Annotated in this window: 21 protein-coding genes; 19 read left to right on the top strand and 2 right to left on the bottom strand. The window is 71.7% G+C overall.

Features of this window, described 5'->3' with window-relative positions; translation table 11 throughout:
- The first annotated feature begins 5 nt into the window (after positions 1 to 5).
- The 4 genes from FHS23_RS20975 (at position 6) to FHS23_RS20960 (ending at position 3,793) form a co-directional block, all read left to right on the top strand.
- A complete protein-coding gene (locus FHS23_RS20975; protein ID WP_183658824.1) occupies positions 6 to 551 on the top strand; it encodes a shikimate kinase in 546 nt (181 codons plus the stop codon).
- Entirely contained in the window at positions 548 to 1,669 is a 1,122-nt protein-coding gene (gene aroB, locus FHS23_RS20970) for a 3-dehydroquinate synthase (protein ID WP_183658822.1), read from the top strand. The genes FHS23_RS20975 and aroB overlap by 4 nt, the downstream gene beginning before the upstream one ends.
- Positions 1,666 to 2,106, top strand: a complete 441-nt coding sequence (gene aroQ / locus FHS23_RS20965) for a type II 3-dehydroquinate dehydratase (RefSeq protein ID WP_183658820.1) — start codon at positions 1,666 to 1,668, stop codon at positions 2,104 to 2,106. The genes aroB and aroQ overlap by 4 nt, the downstream gene beginning before the upstream one ends.
- Positions 2,107 to 2,338: 232 nt before the next feature.
- Complete coding sequence (locus FHS23_RS20960) at positions 2,339 to 3,793, top strand: family 43 glycosylhydrolase (protein WP_183658818.1); 1,455 nt, start codon at positions 2,339 to 2,341, stop codon at positions 3,791 to 3,793.
- A gap of 78 nt (positions 3,794 to 3,871) precedes the next feature.
- Here FHS23_RS20960 and FHS23_RS20955 read toward each other — a convergent pair whose 3' ends face one another.
- Positions 3,872 to 4,597 (bottom strand): B-4DMT family transporter, encoded by a 726-nt coding sequence (locus tag FHS23_RS20955; RefSeq protein ID WP_183658816.1) that lies wholly within the window; start codon positions 4,595 to 4,597, stop codon positions 3,872 to 3,874.
- A gap of 59 nt (positions 4,598 to 4,656) precedes the next feature.
- On the opposite strand from FHS23_RS20955, the gene FHS23_RS20950 reads away from it, so the two are divergent.
- Genes FHS23_RS20950 through nusB form a run of 3 tightly spaced genes read left to right on the top strand, consistent with a single transcriptional unit; the run spans position 4,657 to position 6,835 of the window.
- The gene (locus tag FHS23_RS20950; RefSeq protein WP_183658814.1) at positions 4,657 to 5,778 is read left to right on the top strand and encodes a M24 family metallopeptidase; all 1,122 of its coding nucleotides are present in this window, start codon (positions 4,657 to 4,659) and stop codon (positions 5,776 to 5,778) included.
- A gap of 38 nt (positions 5,779 to 5,816) precedes the next feature.
- Complete coding sequence (gene efp, locus FHS23_RS20945; RefSeq protein ID WP_183658812.1) at positions 5,817 to 6,374, top strand: elongation factor P; 558 nt, start codon at positions 5,817 to 5,819, stop codon at positions 6,372 to 6,374.
- Entirely contained in the window at positions 6,371 to 6,835 is a 465-nt protein-coding gene (gene nusB, locus FHS23_RS20940) for a transcription antitermination factor NusB (RefSeq protein ID WP_343054145.1), read from the top strand. The genes efp and nusB overlap by 4 nt, the downstream gene beginning before the upstream one ends.
- A gap of 90 nt (positions 6,836 to 6,925) precedes the next feature.
- Here the strand turns inward: nusB and bldD are convergent, their stop codons facing one another.
- A complete protein-coding gene (bldD, locus tag FHS23_RS20935; protein ID WP_003096372.1) occupies positions 6,926 to 7,414 on the bottom strand; it encodes a transcriptional regulator BldD in 489 nt (162 codons plus the stop codon).
- A gap of 331 nt (positions 7,415 to 7,745) precedes the next feature.
- Here bldD and pyrR point away from each other — a divergent pair, with 331 nt between their 5' ends.
- The 12 genes from pyrR to FHS23_RS20875 form a co-directional block, all read left to right on the top strand.
- Positions 7,746 to 8,369 (top strand): bifunctional pyr operon transcriptional regulator/uracil phosphoribosyltransferase PyrR, encoded by a 624-nt coding sequence (pyrR, locus tag FHS23_RS20930; protein ID WP_183658809.1) that lies wholly within the window; start codon positions 7,746 to 7,748, stop codon positions 8,367 to 8,369.
- The gene (locus tag FHS23_RS20925; RefSeq protein WP_183658807.1) at positions 8,370 to 9,296 is read left to right on the top strand and encodes an aspartate carbamoyltransferase catalytic subunit; all 927 of its coding nucleotides are present in this window, start codon (positions 8,370 to 8,372) and stop codon (positions 9,294 to 9,296) included.
- Entirely contained in the window at positions 9,293 to 10,591 is a 1,299-nt protein-coding gene (locus FHS23_RS20920) for a dihydroorotase (RefSeq protein ID WP_183658805.1), read from the top strand. The genes FHS23_RS20925 and FHS23_RS20920 overlap by 4 nt, the downstream gene beginning before the upstream one ends.
- Positions 10,591 to 11,145: a PH-like domain-containing protein gene (locus FHS23_RS20915; protein WP_183658803.1), complete on the top strand. Its 555-nt coding sequence runs from the start codon at positions 10,591 to 10,593 to the stop codon at positions 11,143 to 11,145. The genes FHS23_RS20920 and FHS23_RS20915 overlap by 1 nt, the downstream gene beginning before the upstream one ends.
- Positions 11,142 to 12,293 carry a glutamine-hydrolyzing carbamoyl-phosphate synthase small subunit gene (gene carA / locus FHS23_RS20910; protein WP_183658801.1) on the top strand — a complete coding sequence of 384 codons (1,152 nt, stop codon included), beginning with the start codon at positions 11,142 to 11,144 and terminating at the stop codon, positions 12,291 to 12,293. The genes FHS23_RS20915 and carA overlap by 4 nt, the downstream gene beginning before the upstream one ends.
- Entirely contained in the window at positions 12,293 to 15,625 is a 3,333-nt protein-coding gene (gene carB / locus FHS23_RS20905; protein ID WP_183658799.1) for a carbamoyl-phosphate synthase large subunit, read from the top strand. The genes carA and carB overlap by 1 nt, the downstream gene beginning before the upstream one ends.
- On the top strand, positions 15,622 to 16,467 hold the full coding sequence (pyrF, locus tag FHS23_RS20900) for an orotidine-5'-phosphate decarboxylase (RefSeq protein ID WP_183658797.1): 846 nt from the start codon (positions 15,622 to 15,624) through the stop codon (positions 16,465 to 16,467). The genes carB and pyrF overlap by 4 nt, the downstream gene beginning before the upstream one ends.
- Positions 16,468 to 16,827: 360 nt before the next feature.
- On the top strand, positions 16,828 to 17,145 hold the full coding sequence (gene mihF, locus FHS23_RS20895) for an integration host factor, actinobacterial type (protein ID WP_183658795.1): 318 nt from the start codon (positions 16,828 to 16,830) through the stop codon (positions 17,143 to 17,145).
- Positions 17,142 to 17,795 (top strand): guanylate kinase, encoded by a 654-nt coding sequence (gmk, locus tag FHS23_RS20890; protein ID WP_183658793.1) that lies wholly within the window; start codon positions 17,142 to 17,144, stop codon positions 17,793 to 17,795. The genes mihF and gmk overlap by 4 nt, the downstream gene beginning before the upstream one ends.
- Positions 17,796 to 17,913: 118 nt before the next feature.
- A complete protein-coding gene (rpoZ, locus tag FHS23_RS20885) occupies positions 17,914 to 18,189 on the top strand; it encodes a DNA-directed RNA polymerase subunit omega (RefSeq protein WP_030531793.1) in 276 nt (91 codons plus the stop codon).
- 145 nt (positions 18,190 to 18,334) lie between these two features.
- The gene (coaBC, locus tag FHS23_RS20880; protein ID WP_183658791.1) at positions 18,335 to 19,561 is read left to right on the top strand and encodes a bifunctional phosphopantothenoylcysteine decarboxylase/phosphopantothenate--cysteine ligase CoaBC; all 1,227 of its coding nucleotides are present in this window, start codon (positions 18,335 to 18,337) and stop codon (positions 19,559 to 19,561) included.
- Positions 19,562 to 19,658: 97 nt separating this feature from the next.
- On the top strand, positions 19,659 to 19,768 hold a 110-nt coding region (locus FHS23_RS20875), incomplete at its 3' end, for an S-adenosylmethionine synthetase N-terminal domain-containing protein (protein ID WP_183658789.1).

Raw genomic sequence — 19,768 nt, 5'->3', positions numbered from 1 at the left:
CGGCGATGCAGGGACCGGTCGTCGTGGTGGGCCCGCCCGGATCGGGCAAGAGCACGGTCGGACGGCTGCTCGCCGAGCGGCTCGGTGTGGGCTTCCGGGACGCCGACGCCGACATCGAGGCCGCGGAGGGACGCGCGATCAGCGACATCTTCGCCGACGACGGCGAACCGGTGTTCCGGGAGATCGAGGAACGCACCATTGCCCGGACCCTCACCGAGCACGACGGCGTCTACGCCCTGGGCGGCGGCGCGGTGCTGGCGGAGGGGACGCGGCGCAGGCTCGCGGGCCGCACCGTGGTGTTCCTGTCCGTGGGCATGGCGGAAGGGGTGCGGCGCACCGGGCTGTCGAGCGCCCGTCCGCTGTTGACGGGCGTCAACCCGCGGGCCACGTACAAGACGCTGCTGGACGAGCGGTTGCCCGTCTACCGAGAGGTCGCGACCTGCGAGGTCGACACCGACGACCGCACCCCGGACGACATCGTCGCCGAGGTGATCGAGCGCCTCGATCCGGACAGCGGCGACCCGACGAACATGGTGAGGAGCAGGGGATGACCAGCGAACCGGTCCGCATCGAGGTCCGCACCGCGCGGCCGTACGAGGTCATGGTGGGCCGCGGACTGCTCGGGGAGCTCACGCAGGCCGTCGGCGACGCATCGACGGTCGCGCTGATCCACCCGCCGTCGCTGACCACGACCGCCGAGGCGGTCCGCGCCGAACTGGCCGAGGCGGGCCTGGACGCCCACCGCGTCGAGATCCCCGACGCCGAGGACGGCAAGGCGCTCAAGGTCGCCGACTTCCTGTGGGACGTGTTCGGGCAGATGGGGCTCGACCGTCGCGGTGTCGTCGTCGGACTGGGCGGCGGCGCTGTCACCGACGTGGCGGGCTTCGTCGCGGGCACGTGGATGCGTGGCGTGAGGCTGGTGAACGTGCCGACGACGCTGCTCGGCATGGTCGACGCCGCCATCGGGGGCAAGACCGGCATCAACACCGAGGCGGGCAAGAACCTGGTCGGCGTGTTCCACGAGCCGTCGACCGTGCTCGCAGACCTCGCCACCCTGGACACGCTCCCGCCGAACGAGCTCGTCGCAGGCATGGCCGAGATCGTCAAGGCCGGCTTCATCGCCGACCCGACGATCCTCGACCTCATCGAGGCCGACCCGGCCGCGGCCGTCGACACCCAGGGCGAGGTGCTGGGCGAGCTGGTGCGCCGGGCCGTCCAGGTGAAGGCGGACGTCGTCGCCTCGGATCTGCGCGAGTCGGACCTGCGCGAGATCCTCAACTACGGCCACACGCTCGGCCACGCCGTCGAACGCCGCGAGCGTTACCGCTGGCGCCACGGCGCGGCGGTCAGCGTCGGACTCGTGTTCGCCGCCGAACTGGCCCGCCTCGCGGGCAGGCTCGACGACGAGACCGCCGACCGGCACGCCAGGGTGCTGCAGGCACTGGGCCTGCCGACCAGCTACGACGCCGACGCGCTGCCGCAGCTGCTGGAGAACATGCGCTCGGACAAGAAGACCCGTTCGGGCACGCTCCGGTTCGTCGTGCTCGACGGGCTCGCCAAGCCGGGCAGGCTCGAAGGTCCGGACCCCGCGCTGCTGGCCGGGGCGTACTCGGTCGTGGCGGCCGACGAGGCCCCGGGCACGACCGGGAGCGGAGGGCTGCTGCTGTGAGGGTCCTGGTGCTGAACGGTCCGAACCTCGGCAGGCTCGGCACCCGCGAACCCGGCGTGTACGGCTCGACGACCTACGCCGGGCTCGTCGAGCTGTGCACGGAGACCGGCTCGGAGCAGGGGCTCGACGTGGACGTGCGGCAGACCGACCACGAAGGGGAGATGGTCGGCTGGCTGCACGAGGCTGCCGACCTGGGCGCCCCCGTGGTGCTGAACGCGGGCGCGTGGACGCACTACTCGATCGCCGTCCGCGACGCCGCCGCGCAGCTGCCGGCCCCACTGCTGGAGGTGCACATCTCCAACGTGCACCGGCGCGAGGAGTTCCGGCACCACAGCGTGCTGTCCGACATCGCGACGGGTGTACTGGCGGGGTTCGGCGTCGAGGGTTACCGGCTCGCCCTCGAGTGGCTGGCGCGCCGCGCGGACCGGTCCTCGTAGGACGACGGCCACGTCCCGCCACTACCGGGTGACGGTGGCCGTACACTGAGCGTCCGCGCGGGCCCCGGCACGGGACGCGCCCGAGACGGTGACGTTGGCGTGGCGTTCGGGGAGACGTACGGGGGAGGGACGGAGTTTGGTCGGGGCGAAGGAGCGGCCTCGGGGCCGGGACGGGCGCACGCGGCGATCGCGCATCCGCCGTGTAAGGCCGATCGCGGCCCTCGTCGTGGGCATGGCGGTCGTCGCCGCCTGCACCCCCAGCGACGCCCGCACCCGTGGCGGTGACGACGACACCCGCGCGTCGCGGTCTCCCCGCACCCCGGCACAGCCGGAACAGGTGGTGCTGGAGGTCGACCGGAACCGCGAGAGCCGCGGCGTGGTCGCCTACGGCGGCGCGGACGCGCCGTACAACTACGGCCCCACGGTGATGCGCGACGGCGACAAGACCCGCATGTGGTGGTGCAGCCAGTACGGCAGGGCCCGCCCGCCGGGCGACGACGTGCTGCACGCGCGGTCCGCCGGGCTCGACGGCCCGTTCCGCGCTCCCGGCGGCGGCATCCCGGAGGCGGTGCTGTCGGGGGCGCCCGGGTCGTTCGACGGCAAGCACACGTGCGATCCGTCGGTCATCCGCGTGAACGGGATGTACTACATGTACTACACCGGCGCGGCGGGCAGCCACGACCACGGCAACGCCATCGGCCTGGCGACCAGCACGGACGGCCGCAGCTGGAAACGCACCGGTACGCCGATCGTGCGGGCGTCGCACGACACGGCCAGGGACAACACCTACGGCGCGGGGCAGCCCGCCGTGGTGCACGTCGACGGCTGGTTCTACCTCATGTTCACCGACACCACCGGCGAGGCGGCGGGCTGGAACGGCGCGGGCCAGTTCGTGCTGCGCGCCAAGCAGCCCACGTTCTCGGGCAACGTCGAGGCGCTCGGCCGCGAGGGGTTCACCCCCGTCGACGGCACCGCGGCGACCCGAGCCCGGTCGGTCGTGGACGCCTTCAGCGCCGACCTGATGTGGATCGACGCGATGGACTCCTTCGGGATCGCGCACCAGACCGACAGCGGCACGACGATCACGTTCTGGAACCGGGACTTCTCGGCCCGGCCGTACGAACCCGTGGTGCTGCCGGTGCCGTGGAAGGAGGGCCCCGGGCTGCTCCGCAGTCCCGAGGGTCACGCGCTCGTGTCCCGCGAGGACCCGTGCGGCCGCCTCCCGATCGACGTCGTGCAGGCCACGCGCACCGGCAGGTCCGGTGCGCCGACCGGCTTGCGCCACTTCGGCGCGGACGCCCACGGGTTCGAGGGCTGCCGCACGGTGGCCGGTGCGCTCGCGGCACTCGACGGGTTCGCGGTGCCGTCCCCGGAGCGGACCATGGACGTGATCGCGGGTGGCCGTGTGCTGCGCGTGGAGCGGCGGTCGGTGGCCGAGGCGCTCTCGTCACGCGTGCTCGAACAGCGGCTGCCGATACTCGACGAGGCGGAGGTCGCCGGGCGCCTGCCCGCGGAGGCGCCCGTGGTCGCATCCCCCGAGGGACGCGGCTTCCTCCTCGGCGACACGATCTGGCCGGTGACCGGTGCATCGGCCGGGAACGCGTTCGCGGCGAACTCCTCCGAACCGGAGTCGATCAGCAGCGACCAGTGGCGCACGCACACGCTCGGACCGGTCCTCGGCTCCTGAACGGCCCGGGTCGCCTGTTCGGGGGGGGGCGGACCCCACCGCCGGCTCGGGCGGTCGTACCCCCGTCGGCTGCTGCGCTCAGTGGCCGGTGTCGTCGCCCTCTTCCGCGGCGTCGCGGTCGGCGCGACGCGCTCGCAGTCGGGGAGTGGGGCGCGGGCGGCGGTCCGGCCGGGGTTTGGTGAGCAGAACGGTCTCGTTGCGCTCGTCGCGGCCCGCGGGCGTCGGTGCCGCGGAGCCGGTCGCGGCAGGGGTGTCCGTCGCGGGCGCGGAGCGGGAGCCGCGCCGACGGGAACGGTTCCCGCGGACGGGCCCCTCGGTGGCCGGGGCCGACGCGTTCCGACCGGTGGCGCTCCTTCGACCGGAGGGCTCGTCCGCGACGTCCTCGTCGCCGGGTTCACCGTCCAGGTCGGACCCGGGCCGGGGGAGTCGGGAACCGACGACCAGCCCGAGGCCGGCGGGGACGAGCACCAGCAGCGCGGTGAACGCGGCGCCGCTCGTCAGCGCGGCGCCGAGTTCGCTGGTGCCGGTGCGGTCGACCAGTACGGCCTTGCCGATGACGCTGAGCACGCCTGCGGCCGGGCCGGTGACCAGGCCCGCGATGAACCAGGTGCGGCCGCCGTCGGGGCGGCGTGTCCAGCCGTCCAGCGCGCTCCACAGCGCGGCCGCGCCGACGAGCAGGGCGATCGCGGTCGAGCGGGCGAGCGTCGTCTCGCCGGGCTGGAACACGGCGATCTTGGCGAGCGCGACCGTGGCGGCGGCATGCAGCACCGACATGCCGAGCGCGCGGAGGACCCAGTGCGGCATCGGCCCACTGTAACGGGCACCGCCGCGCCGTCACCCGATCCGGGCTTAAGCTGTCCGCCGTGTCTGACTCGTCCCCCTACACCCACGCCGACGCGCACCGGCGCCGCCGCGGCGCCCTCGCCGAGCTGCTGCAGACCGCGGAGCTCGACGCGCTGCTGGTCACCGATCTGCGCAACATCCGCTACCTGACCGGGTTCACCGGGTCGAACGCCGCGCTGCTGGTGCACGCGAGTGGGGACGACGCCACGGTGTTCTGCACCGACGGCAGGTACACCACCCAGGCCGCCTCCGAGGTGCCGGACCTGACCACGGTCGTCGACAGGGGGAGCGCACTCGCCCTGGCACGGCGTGCGGCCTGCGACCCCGCGCGGTACGGCCGAACCGGGTTCGAGAGCCAGTACGTGAGCGTCGAGGAGCACGCGGGGCTCGACGAGGCGGCGGGCGACTTCGAGCTGCGCCGCAGCCCCGGCCTGGTGGAGCGACTGCGCATGGTCAAGGACGAGCTCGAGATCGACGCGCTGCGCCGGGCGTGCGCGGCGGCCGACCAGGCGCTCGCCGGACTGCTCGCCGACGGCGGGCTGCGACCGGGCCGCAGCGAACGCGAGGTGGCCCGCGACCTGGAGTCGCGTATGCTCGACCACGGGTCGGAGGGGCCGGCGTTCCCGTCGATCGTCGCGGCCGGTGCGCACTCGGCGATCCCGCACCACCGGCCCACCGGTGCGGTCCTCGCCGCGGGTGACCTCGTCAAGCTCGACTTCGGGGCCACGGTCGACGGGTACCACTCGGACATGACGCGCACCGTCGTGCTGGGGCGGCCCGCCGCGTGGCAACAGGAGATCCACGACCTGGTGCTGGAGGCGCAGCGGTCCGGGGTCGCGGCCGCCGTTCCCGGGGCCGGCACCGCGGCGGTGGACGCTGCCTCACGGGACGTCATCGCCGGGGCGGGGCGCGGCGACGAGTTCCTGCACGGCCTCGGCCACGGCGTCGGCCTGGAGGTTCACGAGGCTCCGAGCTTGGCCAAGACCGGCGCCGGTACACTGGCTGCCGGTATGGCGGTCACCGTCGAGCCCGGCGTGTACGTCGCCGGCCGTGGTGGAGTCCGCATCGAGGACACGCTCATCGTGCGGGAGTCAGCTCCCGAGCTCCTCACCCTCAGCACGAAGGAACTCGTGGTCGTCTAAGCACGCGGCCCGACCCCGATACAGGAGAACTCACAGCAGTGGCCACCACCAACGACCTGAAGAACGGCATCGTCCTCAACCTGGACGGCCAGCTCTGGTCCGTCGTGAACTTCCAGCACGTCAAGCCGGGCAAGGGCGGCGCGTTCGTACGCACCACGCTCAAGAACGTGCTCTCCGGCAAGGTCGTGGACAAGACGTTCAACGCGGGCACGAAGGTCGAGACGGCGAACGTCGACCGCCGGACGATGACGTACCTGTACAACGACGGCACCGACTACGTGTTCATGGACGGCGACACCTTCGACCAGGTCTCCGTGCCGCCGCAGACCGTCGGCGACGCCGCGAAGTTCATGCTGGAGAACAGCGAGGTGCAGGTCGCACAGCACGAGGGGGAGACGCTGTACGTCGAGCTGCCCGCGTCGGTCGAGCTGATCATCGAGCACACCGACCCCGGCGTGCAGGGCGACCGCTCCACCGGCGGCACCAAGCCCGCGCAGCTGGAGACCGGTGCCGAGGTCCAGGTGCCGCTCTTCGTCAACAAGGGCGAGAAGATCAAGGTCGACACCCGTGACGGCCGCTACCTCGGCCGAGTGTGAGCACCGCGGTGAGCCCGGAACCGGAGTCCCGGCGCGGCGGCAGGATCGGCCGTCGTGCCGCCCGTCGGCGTGCGGTCGAACTGCTCTACGAAGCGGCGCAGCGTGAACTCGACCCCGCGGCCGTGTTGAAGGAGCACGCCGGCAGCCCCGACGTCGACATCGTCGGCGACTACACGTTCACCGTGGTCGAGGGCATGTCCGCGCACCAGGAGCGGGTCGACGAGCTGCTCGCCGAGCACGCGCAGGGTTGGACGCTCGAGCGCATGCCGCCGGTCGACCTGGCGATCCTGCGCGTGGGTGTCTACGAGATGCTCTGGTCCGCCGACGTGCCCGACGCCGTGGCGATCGACGAGGCGGTCGGCCTGGCGAAGGAGCTGTCCACGGACGACTCGCCCCGGTTCGTCAACGGCGTGCTCGGCCGGATCGGCAACATCGCCGACCGCCTGCGCGCCGTGCTCTGAGGCACACTTCCACCCAGCGGCGGCCGTTCCGAGCCGCAGCTGTCGACGAAACCGCCTGGGCCGGGTGACGGCCGCAGGCGGTTTCGTCGTTCAGTCCTCCTTGGAGGGACGTGCCTCGGGAGGAAGGACACCCCAGTCGATGAGCTGTTCGGTCAGCTCGCCGGGTGTCATGTCGTAGATGATCGCCAGCGACCGCAGGTCCTCGGTCCGGATGGACAGGACCTTGCCGTTGTAGTCGCCGCGCTGGCTCTGGATCGTGGCGGCGTAGCGTGCGAGCGGGCCGACCTTCTCCGCGGGCAGCTGCTGCAGCCGCTCGAGGTTGATGACGATCTTCGTCGCGGGTTCGGCGCCGGACGGCACGCGGCCCTCGGGCAGGAGCTCGACCACGGGCACGCCGTAGAAGTCGGCCAGCTCGGCCAGCTTCTGGACGGTCACGGCACGGTCGCCCCGTTCGTAGGAGCCCACCACGACCGCCTTCCAGCGGCCGCCGGACTTCTGCTCGACTCCATGCAGGGACAGGCCCTGTTGCTGGCGGATGCCGCGGAGCTTCGCCCCGAGCGCCTTGGCGTAATCGCCCATGTGGTGGTTCTCCGTTTCCTTCCCCCGGATCGGCCCGGCTGACCGACAGGGAACTCGTGAGTCGAATACTCAGAGTAATGGTTACGCGTTGTCGTCACCAGGTCAAGCAGGTCGTCGCACCCGGTGAGTTGTTTGCCACAGATGGACCACTCGTTCGGGGAGCCGGTGACGGCTGCTACCGTCTGTGCCGGACCTCCGAACGTGGGGCCGTACAAGCAGCAGGGCACGCAGCCGGGGACATACGATCCGTATCCCCTTGGCCTGTGCAGTCTTCGCAGATCCGACAGTCCTTTAAAGACCCGTCCGGTGAGGCGGGAAAGGAGCTCACACCGTGGCACCACCTCGTGGTGCGGCGGCACCGGCCGAGCGGGAACTGCTCTCGGCCGGTGATGTCGCGCGCACAATCGCCCGGATGGCCCACCAGGTCATCGAGAAAACGGCCCTCGACGGCCCCGCCGACAGGAGCGAGGGCGCCCACGACGTCGGCAGCGCCGACGACGCCGGGCCGCCGCTGCCGCCCGTCCTGCTGGGCATTCCCACCCGCGGCACCCCGCTGGCACACCGCCTCGCCGCCCGGATCGAGGAGTTCTCCGGAGTGGCCGTTCCCGCGGGAGCGCTCGACGTGACGCTCTACCGCGACGACCTGCGCCGCAAACCCACCCGCCCGCTCGAGGAGACCGACGTGCCCGCGGGCGGCATCGACGACCGGATCGTGATCCTCGTCGACGACGTGCTGTTCTCCGGCCGCACCGTCCGTTCGGCCCTCGACGCGCTGAGCGACCACGGCAGGCCCCGAGCGGTGCAGTTGGCGGCGCTGGTCGACCGCGGCCACCGCGAACTGCCGATCCGAGCCGACTACGTCGGCAAGAACGTGCCCACCTCGCGCACGGAGGAGGTCTCGGTCCTGCTGGCCGAGACCGACGGCCGTGACGCCGTGCTGATCAGGGGGCAGTAGATGCGGGACCTGCTCACGACCGACGGGCTCGGCCACGACGAGGCCACCGCGATCCTCGACACGGCCGACGAGCTCAAGCGCACGCTGCTCGGCCGCGAGGTCCGCAAGCTGCCGACGCTGCGCGGGCGCACCGTCATCACGATGTTCTACGAGAACTCCACCCGTACCCGGGTCTCGTTCGAGATCGCGGGCAAGTGGATGAGCGCCGACGTGATCAACGTGTCGGCGGGCGGATCGTCGGTCGGAAAGGGCGAATCGCTGCGCGACACCGCGCTGACACTGTCGGCCGCGGGCGCGGATTGCGTGATCGTCCGTCACCCGGCCTCGGGGGCACCCCACCGGCTGTCCGGCTGGCTCGCCGAGACTCGCACGTCCGTGGTCAACGCGGGCGACGGCATGCACGAGCACCCGACACAGGCGCTGCTCGACGCTGCGACCCTCCGCGAGCGGCTCGGGAGCATCGAGGGACGGCGGATCGCGATCGTCGGCGACGTGCTCCACAGCCGGGTGGCGCGCTCGAACGTGCACCTGCTGGCGACGCTCGGGGCCGAGGTGGTGCTGGTCGCACCGCCGACGCTGCTGCCGCACGGCGTGGAGCAGTGGCCCGTGACCACGGCGTACGACCTGGATTCGCAGCTCCCCGGTATCGACGCGGTGATGATGCTGCGCGTGCAGGCCGAGCGGATGCGCGGGGGCTTCTTCCCGTCGGCGCGGGAGTACTCGATCGCGTACGGGCTGAACGAGAAGCGGCTCGCGATGCTGCCGGATCACGCCGTCGTGCTGCATCCGGGGCCGATGCTGCGGGGGATGGAGATCGCCTCGCCGGTGGCCGACAGTCCACGGGCCGCGATCACCGAGCAGGTCTCCAACGGCGTCCACGTGCGCATGGCCGTGCTGTACCACCTGCTGGCAGGGGAAGAACTATGACGGAACTGCTGATCACGGGTGCCCGGCCGTACGGCGAGGGCGACCCTGTGGACGTACTGGTGGCCGACGGGGTCATCGCCGAGATCGGCGAGCGGGGAGCGTTGCGGGCGCCGTCCTCGGCCGAGGTGCTCGACGCCGCGGGACAGGTGCTCCTGCCCGGGCTGGTCGACCTCCACACCCATCTGCGTGAACCCGGCCGGGAGGACACGGAGACGATCGAGTCCGGGTCGAGGGCCGCGGCGCTCGGCGGTTACACGGCCGTGTTCGCGATGGCCAACACCGACCCTGTGGCCGACAACGCGCTGGTCACGGGCCACGTGCTGCGGCGGGGTCGGGAGGCCGGTCTGGTCGACGTTCACCCGGTCGGGGCGGTCACGGTCGGGCTGGCCGGGGAGCGGCTGGCGGAGATGGGCACCATGGCGACCGGCGAGGCCGGGGTGCGGATCTTCTCCGACGACGGCAAGTGCGTGGCGGACCCGCTGCTGATGCGGCGCGCGCTCGAGTACTCGACCTCGCTCGGTGTGGTGATCGCGCAGCACGCGGAGGAGCCACGGCTGACCGGCGGGGCGCAGGCGCACGAAGGGGAACGGGCGTCGCGGCTCGGGTACGTGGGCTGGCCCGCGTCGGCGGAGGAGTCGATCGTCGCCCGCGACTGCGTGCTCGCGCGCCACGCCGGCGCGCGGCTGCACGTCTGCCACGTGTCGACCACGGGTACTGTGGACGTGCTGAGCTGGGCGAAGGGACTCGGCGTCGACGTCTCGGCCGAGGTGACGCCGCATCATCTGCTGCTCACCGACGAGCGCCTGGAGACCTACGACCCGGTGAACAAGGTGAACCCGCCGCTGCGGGCCGAGCCGGACATCGAACGGCTGCGGCAGGCACTGGCGGACGGCGTTCTGGACTGTGTCGCCACGGACCACGCGCCCCACGCCGAGCAGGACAAGAGCTGCGAGTGGGACGCCGCGCGCCCGGGGATGCTGGGCCTGCAGACGGCGCTGTCGATCGTCGCGGACACGATGGTGCGCACGGGGCTGCTGGACTGGCGCGGCGTGGCGCGGGTGATGAGCGAGCGGCCCGCGGAGATCGCAGGGCTGTCCGATCAGGGACGGCCGCTGGCGGAAGGTGAGCCGGCGAACCTGGTGCTCGTCGATCCGGACGCCGAATGGACCGTGCGGGGTGCGGAGCTGGCGAGTATCGCGGGCAACACTCCGTACGACGGGATGCGACTGCCCGCCGTGGTGACGGCCACGCTGTTGCGTGGGCGCCTCACGGCTCGTGAAGGGAAGATTGACTGATGGACAGGCTGTTGCTGACGCTGTTGTTCGTCGCGCTGCTGGTGCTGTGCGTGTACGGCATGTGGAAGGGCTGGCGACGACAGGCGCGGGCGCAGAGCGTGCGCATCCCTCCGTTCCCCGCGCGCCCGGCCGAGCCGGGGACGCCGTCGCTGGAGACGCCGGGCCTGTACGTGACGACGACGTACGCGGGGCACTGGCAGGAGCGGATCGTCACCCGCGGCGCGGGCCTGCGCGGCCCCGCGACGCTCCGGCTGTACGACGACGGCATCGACGTCGACCGCGACGGCATGCCGGGCTTCTGGATTCCCCGCGAGGCGATCAGCGGCATCGCCACGGGCAAGGGCATGGCGGGCAAGGTCATGGGGACCGACAGCCTGCTGATCGTGACCTGGCGCGCGGGCGAGTCCGACGACGCCGTCGAACTCGACACGGGATTCCGTGCCGATGATCGCGGCGTCTATCCGAAGTGGATCACACAGGTCGAACGCGCCTCGGAACGCGAAGCCGGGACCGAGAGCGACGACGAGCGCATCGTGGGAGGTGCACAGGCATGAGCGCGACACGCACTCCGGCGGCACTCGTGCTCGAGGACGGCCGGATCTTCCGGGGCAGCGCCTACGGGGCACGGGGCCGCACCCTCGGCGAGGTCGTCTTCTGCACCGGCATGACCGGGTACCAGGAGACGTTGACCGACCCCTCGTACCGCAGGCAGATCGTCGTGCAGACGGCGCCGCAGATCGGCAACACCGGGTGGAACGACGAGGATGACGAGTCGTCCCGCATCTGGGTGGCAGGCTACGTGGTGCGCGACCCCGCGCGGACGCCGTCGAGCTGGCGGTCGAAGCGCGGGCTGGACGAGGAGCTGGCGGCGCAGGACGTCGTCGGGATCTCCGATGTGGACACCCGCACCCTCACCCGCCACATCCGCGAGCACGGCGCGATGCGCGCCGGCGTGTTCTCCGGTGACGGCCTGGTGGCCGACGACGAGATGGTCGCCGCCGTCGCTGCGAGTCCGGCGATGGCGGGCGCCGATCTCGCGGGCGAGGTGACGACGGCCCGGCCGTACGTCGTGCCTGCGGTCGGCGAGACCCGCTTCCGCGTCGCGGCGCTGGACCTGGGCATCAAGGCGAACACGCCGCGGCAGCTGGCCCGCCGGGGGATCGAGGTGCACGTGCTGCCCGCGACCTCCACGGTGGACGACCTGTTGGCCGTGGGCGCCGACGGGGTGTTCCTGTCCAACGGTCCCGGCGACCCGGAGACGCAGAGCCACGCGATCGAGCTGACGAAGGCGACCCTGCAGCGGGAGATCCCACTGTTCGGCATCTGCTTCGGCAATCAGATCCTCGGCCGCGCGCTGGGGCTGGGCACCTACAAGATGCGCTACGGCCACCGTGGCATCAACATCCCGGTGATCGACGCGGCGACCGGCCGCGTCGCGATCACCGCGCAGAACCACGGGTTCGCCCTCGAAGGGGAACCGGGCGGGCGGTTCGACTCGCCGTTCGGCACCGCCGAGGTGAGTCACCACTGTGCCAACGACGGCACGGTCGAAGGCCTGCGCTGTGTGGACGTGCCCGCGTTCTCGGTGCAGTACCACCCCGAGGCCGCGGCGGGGCCGCACGACGCGAACCCGCTGTTCGACGACTTCGTCTCACTCATGCAGAACCGCCGGCCGAGCACGGCACAGGAGGCGCGCCAGTAATGCCCAAGCGTACGGACATCGAGCACGTGCTCGTGATCGGCTCGGGGCCGATCGTCATCGGCCAGGCGGCCGAGTTCGACTACTCCGGCACACAGGCGTGCCGCGTGCTGCGCCAGGAGGGCCTGCGCGTCAGCCTGATCAACTCCAACCCGGCGACCATCATGACCGACCCGGAGTTCGCCGACTCGACCTACATCGAGCCGGTGACGCCGGAGTTCGTGGAGAAGGTCATCGCCGCGGAGCGCCCGGACGCGCTGCTGGCGACCCTCGGCGGTCAGACGGCGCTGAACTGCGCGGTCGCGTTGCACGAGAACGGCGTGCTGGAGAAGTACGGCGTCGAACTGATCGGCGCCGACATCGACGCGATCCAGCGCGGCGAGGACCGGCAGAAGTTCAAGGACATCGTCCGGCAGGTCGGCGGCGACGTGCCCCGGAGCGCGGTGTGCCACTCGATGGCGGAGGTCCGCCAGACGGTCGCGGAGGTCGGCCTGCCGGTCGTCATCCGCCCGTCGTTCACCATGGGCGGCCTCGGCTCGGGCATGGTGCACACCGAGGAGGAGATGGAGCGGCTCGCCTCGCTCGGCCTCGAGGAGAGCCCGGTGACCGAGGTGCTCATCGAGGAGAGCGTGCTCGGGTGGAAGGAGTACGAGCTCGAGCTGATGCGCGACGGCCACGACAACGTCGTGGTGGTCTGCTCCATCGAGAACTTCGACGCGATGGGCGTGCACACCGGTGACTCGATCACCGTCGCCCCGTCGATGACCCTGACCGATCGCGAGTACCAGCACATGCGCGACGTCGGTATCGACGTGCTGCGCGCCGTGGGCGTGGAGACCGGCGGCTGCAACATCCAGTTCGCGATCAACCCGGTCGACGGGCGCATGGTCGTGATCGAGATGAACCCGCGGGTGTCGCGGTCGTCGGCGCTGGCGTCGAAGGCGACGGGGTTCCCGATCGCCAAGATCGCGGCGAGGCTCGCGATCGGCTACACGCTCGACGAGATCAGCAACGACATCACCGGTGAGACGCCCGCCAGCTTCGAACCGACGCTCGACTACGTCGTGGTGAAGGTTCCGCGGTTCGCGTTCGAGAAGTTCCCCGGCGCCGATCCGGAGCTGACGACGACGATGAAGAGCGTCGGCGAGGCGATGGCGATCGGACGCAGCTTCCCCGAGGCGCTCGGCAAGGCGATGCGGTCGATGGAGACCAAGCGCGTCGGCTTCTGGACCCGGCCGGACCCGGAGGGCGCCACGGCCGAGTCCACTCTGGACGAATTGCGCACGCCGCACGACGGTCGGATCTACGCCGTCGAGCGCGCACTGAGGCTGGGCGCAACGCCGGAACAGGTGCAGCGCGCCAGCGGCGTCGACCCGTGGTTCATCGACCAGATCGCCCTCATCGGCGAGGTCGGCGCCGAGGTCCGCGACGCCCCGGTGCTGTCGGGAGACCTGCTGCGCCGCGCCAAGCGGACGGGCCTGTCCGACCGGCAGATCGCGGCCCTGCGGCCGGAACTGGCCGGCGAGGACGGTGTCCGTTCCCTGCGGCAGCGGCTCGGCGTGCACCCGGTGTTCAAGACCGTCGACACGTGTGCGGCCGAGTTCGCCGCCCGCACGCCGTATCACTACTCGGCCTACGAGGCCGACCCCGGAGCCGAGACCGAGGTCTCCCCGCAGCCGGACAAGCCGAAGGTGCTGATCCTCGGCTCGGGCCCGAACCGCATCGGCCAGGGCATCGAGTTCGACTACTCGTGCGTCCACGCGGCGTTGGCGCTGCGGGAGGCCGGGTTCGAGGCCGTGATGGTCAACTGCAACCCGGAGACGGTCTCGACGGACTACGACACCTCGGACAGGCTGTACTTCGAGCCGTTGACGTTCGAGGACGTCCTCGAGGTGGTGCGCGCCGAACAGGAGTCCGGCACCGTCGCGGGCGTCATCGTCCAGCTCGGCGGGCAGACGCCGCTCGGACTGGCCCAGCGGCTCTCCGACGCGGGCGTGCCCGTCGTCGGTACGCCGCCGGAGGCGATCAACCACGCCGAGGACCGCGGAGCGTTCGGCGACGTGCTGACCGGCGCGGGACTGCCCGCGCCGAAGTACGGCACCGCCACCTCGTTCGAGGGTGCGAAGCAGATCGCCGACGAGATCGGTTATCCGGTGCTGGTGCGCCCGTCGTACGTGCTCGGCGGCCGGGGCATGGAGATCGTCTACGACGAGTCCTCGCTCGAGAACTACATCGCCCGCGCCACCGAGGTCACGCCCGAGCACCCGGTGCTGGTCGACCGATTCCTCGACGACGCGATCGAGATCGACGTCGACGCGCTCTACGACGGCGAGGAGCTGTTCCTCGGCGGCGTGATGGAGCACATCGAGGAGGCGGGCGTGCACTCGGGCGACTCGGCGTGCGCCCTGCCGCCCATCACGCTCGGCCGGACGGACCTGGAGCAGGTGCGCCGGTCGACCGAGGCGATCGCCCGCGGTGTCGGCGTGCGCGGACTGCTCAACGTGCAGTACGCGCTCAAGGACGACGTGCTGTACGTGCTCGAGGCGAACCCTCGCGCGTCGCGGACGGTGCCGTTCGTGTCGAAGGCGACGGCCGTGCCGCTGGCGAAGGCGGCGTCCCTGGTCATGACGGGCTCGTCGATCAAGGCCCTGCGTGGCCGCGGCGTGCTGCCCGCCGAGGGCGACGGCGGCGACCTGCCCGTCGACGCTCCGGTGGCGGTCAAGGAGGCCGTGCTGCCGTTCCACCGCTTCCGCACGCCCGAGGGGCACGGCGTCGATTCGCTGCTGGGCCCGGAGATGAAGTCCACGGGCGAGGTGATGGGCGTCGACACGGCGTTCGGCACGGCGTTCGCCAAGTCGCAGTCAGGCTCGTACGGTTCGCTGCCGACGAGCGGGACGGTGTTCGTCTCCGTGGCCAACCGTGACAAGCGGTCGCTCGTGTTCCCCGTCAAGCGGCTCGCCGACCTGGGCTTCGAGGTGGTCGCGACGGCGGGTACGGCCGAGGTGCTGCGCCGCAACGGGGTGCCGTGCGGTGTGGTCCGCAAGCAGCACGAGGACGCCGACGCACCGGAAACGACGGACCCGGACGCCCCGAACATCGTGGACCTGATCCTCGACGGCGGCGTCGACATGGTCATCAACACCCCCTACGGCAACAGCGGCCCCCGGATCGACGGCTACGAGATCCGCACCGCGGCCGTCACGCGCGGCATCCCGTGTGTGACGACCGTGCAGGGCGCGTCGGCGGCGGTGCACGGGATCGAGGCGATGATCCGTGGCGACGTCGGAGTGCGCTCGCTGCAGCGGCTCCAGGCGTCGCTGCGGGACGGCTCGTGACGGAGCGGTTCGGGGCCCGGCTGGCCCGCGCGGTCGCCGCGCGCGGGCCGCTGTGCGCCGGCATCGACCCGCATCCGGGGCTGCTGGCCGAGTGGGGACTGCCCGGCGACGTCGCCGGGCTCGAACGGTTCGCGTTGACGGCCACGGAGGCGCTCGCCGGCGAGGTCGCGGTGGTCAAACCCCAGTCGGCCTTCTTCGAGGCCCACGGTGCGGCCGGAGTGGCCGTCCTGGAACGGGTCGTCGCGGAGTGCCGCGCCGCGGGTGCGCTCGTGCTGCTCGACGTGAAGCGGGGCGACATCGGATCGACGATGGCCGCGTACGCGGCCGCCTACCTGTCCGACGGTTCGCCGTTGGCTGCGGATGCCGTCACGGTGTCGCCGTACCTCGGGTTCGGGGCGCTGGAGCCGGCGTTCGAGGCCGCGGCGGCCTCGGGCAGGGGAGTGTTCGTGCTCGCCCGCACGTCGAACCCGGACGGTGAGGCGCTGCAACGCGCCGACGAGGGCGGCCGGTCGGTCGCGCAGTCCATTGTGGATGACGCGGCGGCCCGCAACGCGGGCGCCGAGCCGCAGGGCGACGTCGGCGTCGTCGTGGGTGCGACGAACGTCCCTGGTGAGCTTCGCCTCGCCGGGCTGAACGGGCCGGTGCTCGCGCCCGGTTTCGGCGCCCAGGGCGCGACGGCGGCCGACCTCGCGACCGTGTTCGGGTCCGTGTTGCCCGCCGTGTTGCCCGCCTCGTCACGGGCACTGCTGCGGTGCGGTCCGGACGGCGGAGCCATGCGTGGAGAGCTGCGCCGGGTGCAGGCCGAACTGACGGCCGGTACGAGGTCCGACGGGACGTCGTGAGCCCGGGTGTCCGGTTCGCGTACGCGAATGGAAGCCCTGGTCCGAGCCGATGTTGATCTTGCACTAGGCTGTCGGTGCAAGTGGCGCAGCGGGGGCAGGCGGTGCCACATTCACCCGCAACCGGCGACGGGAATTCCGGCCTTGTGCCGTCCTGCGTCGGCCGCTGTGGGTAGGGTCTTCTCCGGTGCGAGTGCCGCGGCCTCCAGTCGCGGCGCTCCGGGAGCGGATCGGCCGCGTGTGCGGGCATTTTCCGGCATGCACAGGCCGGGTTCAGCGCTCACCCCCGCATTGTGAGTCCAGGTCAGGGGTGGGTACGGTCGCCACACCCACCCAGAATTTTGAGTAATACCGGAGGAAAACGTGGCACTTCCCCAGCTCACCGAGGAACAGCGTGCTGCGGCGCTGGAGAAGGCCGCCGCCGCCCGTCGCGCCCGCGCGGAGCTCAAGGAGCGGCTCAAGCGCGGCGGTACGACCCTCGAGGATGTGCTGAAGCAGGCCGACGAGGACGAGGTGCTCGGCAAGATGAAGGTCTCCGCACTGCTGGAGGCTCTGCCGGGCGTGGGCAAGGTACGTGCACAGCAGACGATGGAGCGCCTCGAGATCGCGGCCAGCCGTCGTCTGCGCGGCCTCGGTGAACGGCAGCGCAAGGCGCTGCTCACCGAGTTCAGCGGCGAGTGAGCGAGCAGCGACAGCGCGGCTCGAACCAGGCCGGCGTGCGCGGCGGCCGGAGGGCATCCGGTGAGCCGGTGCCGGGCACGACCGCCCGGCGCCGGCTCACCGTCGTCTCGGGCCCGTCCGGGGTCGGCAAATCGAGCGTCGTCGGCGAGCTGCGCGCACTCGATCCGGACATCTACTTCAGCATCTCCACGACCACGCGCGCTCCGCGCGAGGGCGAGGTCGACGGGGCGCACTACCACTTCGTCGATCGCCCGACGTTCGACCGGATGGTCGCCGACGGGCAGTTTCTCGAGTACGCGGAGTTCGCGGGCAACTGCTACGGCACACCCCGTGCGCCGGTCGAACGAGCCCTCGACCAGGGCAGGCCCGCCGTGCTCGAGATCGAACTCCAGGGTGCGCGCCAGGTGCGTGAGGCGATGCCCGACGCGCAGCTGGTGATGCTGTTGCCGCCGTCGTGGGGCGAACTGGTCGACCGGCTCACCGGACGCGGCACCGAGGCCATGGAGGCCGTGCAGGCACGGCTCAGCGAGGCCGAACGCGAACTCGCGGCAGCCAGCGAGTTCGACGCGCAGGTCGTCAATGCCGATGTGAAGACCGCCGCGCAGGAGTTGTTAGACTTGGTCAGAGGCCCGTCCGGGTCACAGGACTGAGTCCGGGGCTGCGCCTCGGGCGCGTCCCGCCGGTCCACCCGGCCGTCGGACTCGGGCCGACACGGACCGGCCGACACAGAACTTCCGACACCGACCCTTCCGCAGATTCGGAGCAGTAGTGACCGCGTTCACGTTGGGCCCGCAGAGCGAGCAGCTCGAGGGCATCACGAACCCGCCCATCGACGACCTGCTCGACAAGGTCAGCTCCAAGTACGCGCTCGTGGTCTACTCGGCCAAGCGCGCCCGCCAGATCAACGACTACTACGCGCAGCTCGGCGAGGGTCTGCTCGAGTACGTCGGCCCGCTCGTCGAGCCGGGCCCGCGGGAGAAGCCGCTGTCGATCGCTCTCCGGGAGATCCACGCGGGTCTGCTGGAGCACACGGAAGGCGAGTGAGCCGACGGCTCACCCGACGTGACGAAACCGGCGACGCCGGTCACCGCCAGACGGTGCCGGTCGCCGGTTTTCGTCGTCTCGGACGGGCCCGCGTGACGCCCCGCACGTTGCGGCGCGGCCACCGGGGCCGTAGGACCTACTGACTATGAAGCGGATCGTTCTCGGGGTCGGCGGTGGCATCGCGGCCTACAAGGCGTGCGAGGTCCTGCGCGGACTGACCGAATCCGGCCACGACGTCCGCGTCGTGCCCACCGACGCGGCTCTGAAGTTCGTCGGCGCGGCGACGTTCGAAGCGCTGTCCGGACACCCGGTGGACACGGGCGTGTTCACCGCGGTCCACGAGGTGCAGCACGTGCGCATCGGCCAGGAGGCGGACCTGGTCGTCGTCGTGCCCGCCACCGCCGACCTGCTCGCGCGCGCCGCCCACGGCCTCGCCGACGACCTGCTCACCGGCACACTCCTGACGGCTCGTTGCCCGGTGGCGTTCTTCCCCGCGATGCACACCGAGATGTGGGAGCACCCGGCGACGCGGGACAACGTCGCCACCCTGCGGTCCCACGGCGCCGTCGTCGCCGAGCCCGCCGCGGGCAGGCTCACCGGCGTGGACAGCGGCAAGGGCCGCCTCGCCGATCCGCGCGAGATCGTCGACGTCGCCAGGCTGTTGCTCGCACGGGGCGACGCGCTGCCGCGCGACCTGGAGGGCCGTCACGTCGTCGTCTCGGCGGGCGGCACGCGGGAGCCGCTCGATCCGGTGCGGCATCTCGGCAACCGCTCCTCGGGCAAACAGGGTTACGCGCTCGCCCGGGTCGCCGCCCAACGGGGCGCGCGGGTGACGCTCGTGTCCGCCCACACCGACGCGCTGCCCGAGCCTGCAGGCGTCGACCTGGTCCACGTGTCCACCGCGGCGCAACTGGGGGAGGCGGTCGACACGGCCGCAGCCGGCGCCGACGTGGTCGTGATGGCCGCTGCCGTGGCCGACTTCCGCCCGGCGGGCACGTCCGGGCACAAGATCAAGAAGAGCGACGACGACCCCGATCCGGCCGTCGAACTGGAGCGCAATCGCGATGTGCTCGCCGGCCTCGTGGCGCGGAGAACGCCGGGGCAGATCATCGTCGGGTTCGCCGCCGAGACCGGCGACGCCGAGGGCAGCGTGCTCGACCACGCCCGCGCCAAACTCGCCCGCAAGGGCTGTGACCTGCTCGTCGTCAACGCCGTCGGAGAGGGCGGTGCGTTCGATGCCGACGACAACACCGGCTGGCTGCTCGCCTCCGACGGCGCCGAGGACCGCATCCCGCTCGGAGCGAAGTCCGAACTCGCGGCCACGGTCTGGGACGCGGCCACGCGGCTGCTGGGCGGCGCTCCCGTCCGGTGACCCCTCCCGGCCTGCGTGTTCCCAGATAACGGGACGTGCAACGGTGCCGCCGATAGGGTGAGGCCATTCCCCGACGTCGAGAGGTGAGGTGCAGCCGGTGGCCGCCGTGCAGGGCAGGTTGTTCACGAGTGAGTCGGTGACTGAGGGTCACCCGGACAAGATTTGTGACGCGATCAGCGACACGATTTTGGATGCGATGTTGGCGCA

The organism is Prauserella isguenensis (assembly GCF_014191605.1).
GTDB classification, from domain to species: Bacteria; Actinomycetota; Actinomycetes; order Mycobacteriales; family Pseudonocardiaceae; genus Prauserella; species Prauserella isguenensis.
The sequence above is the reverse complement of the archived record's forward strand: the minus strand, read 5'-3'. Positions and strand labels throughout refer to the sequence as shown.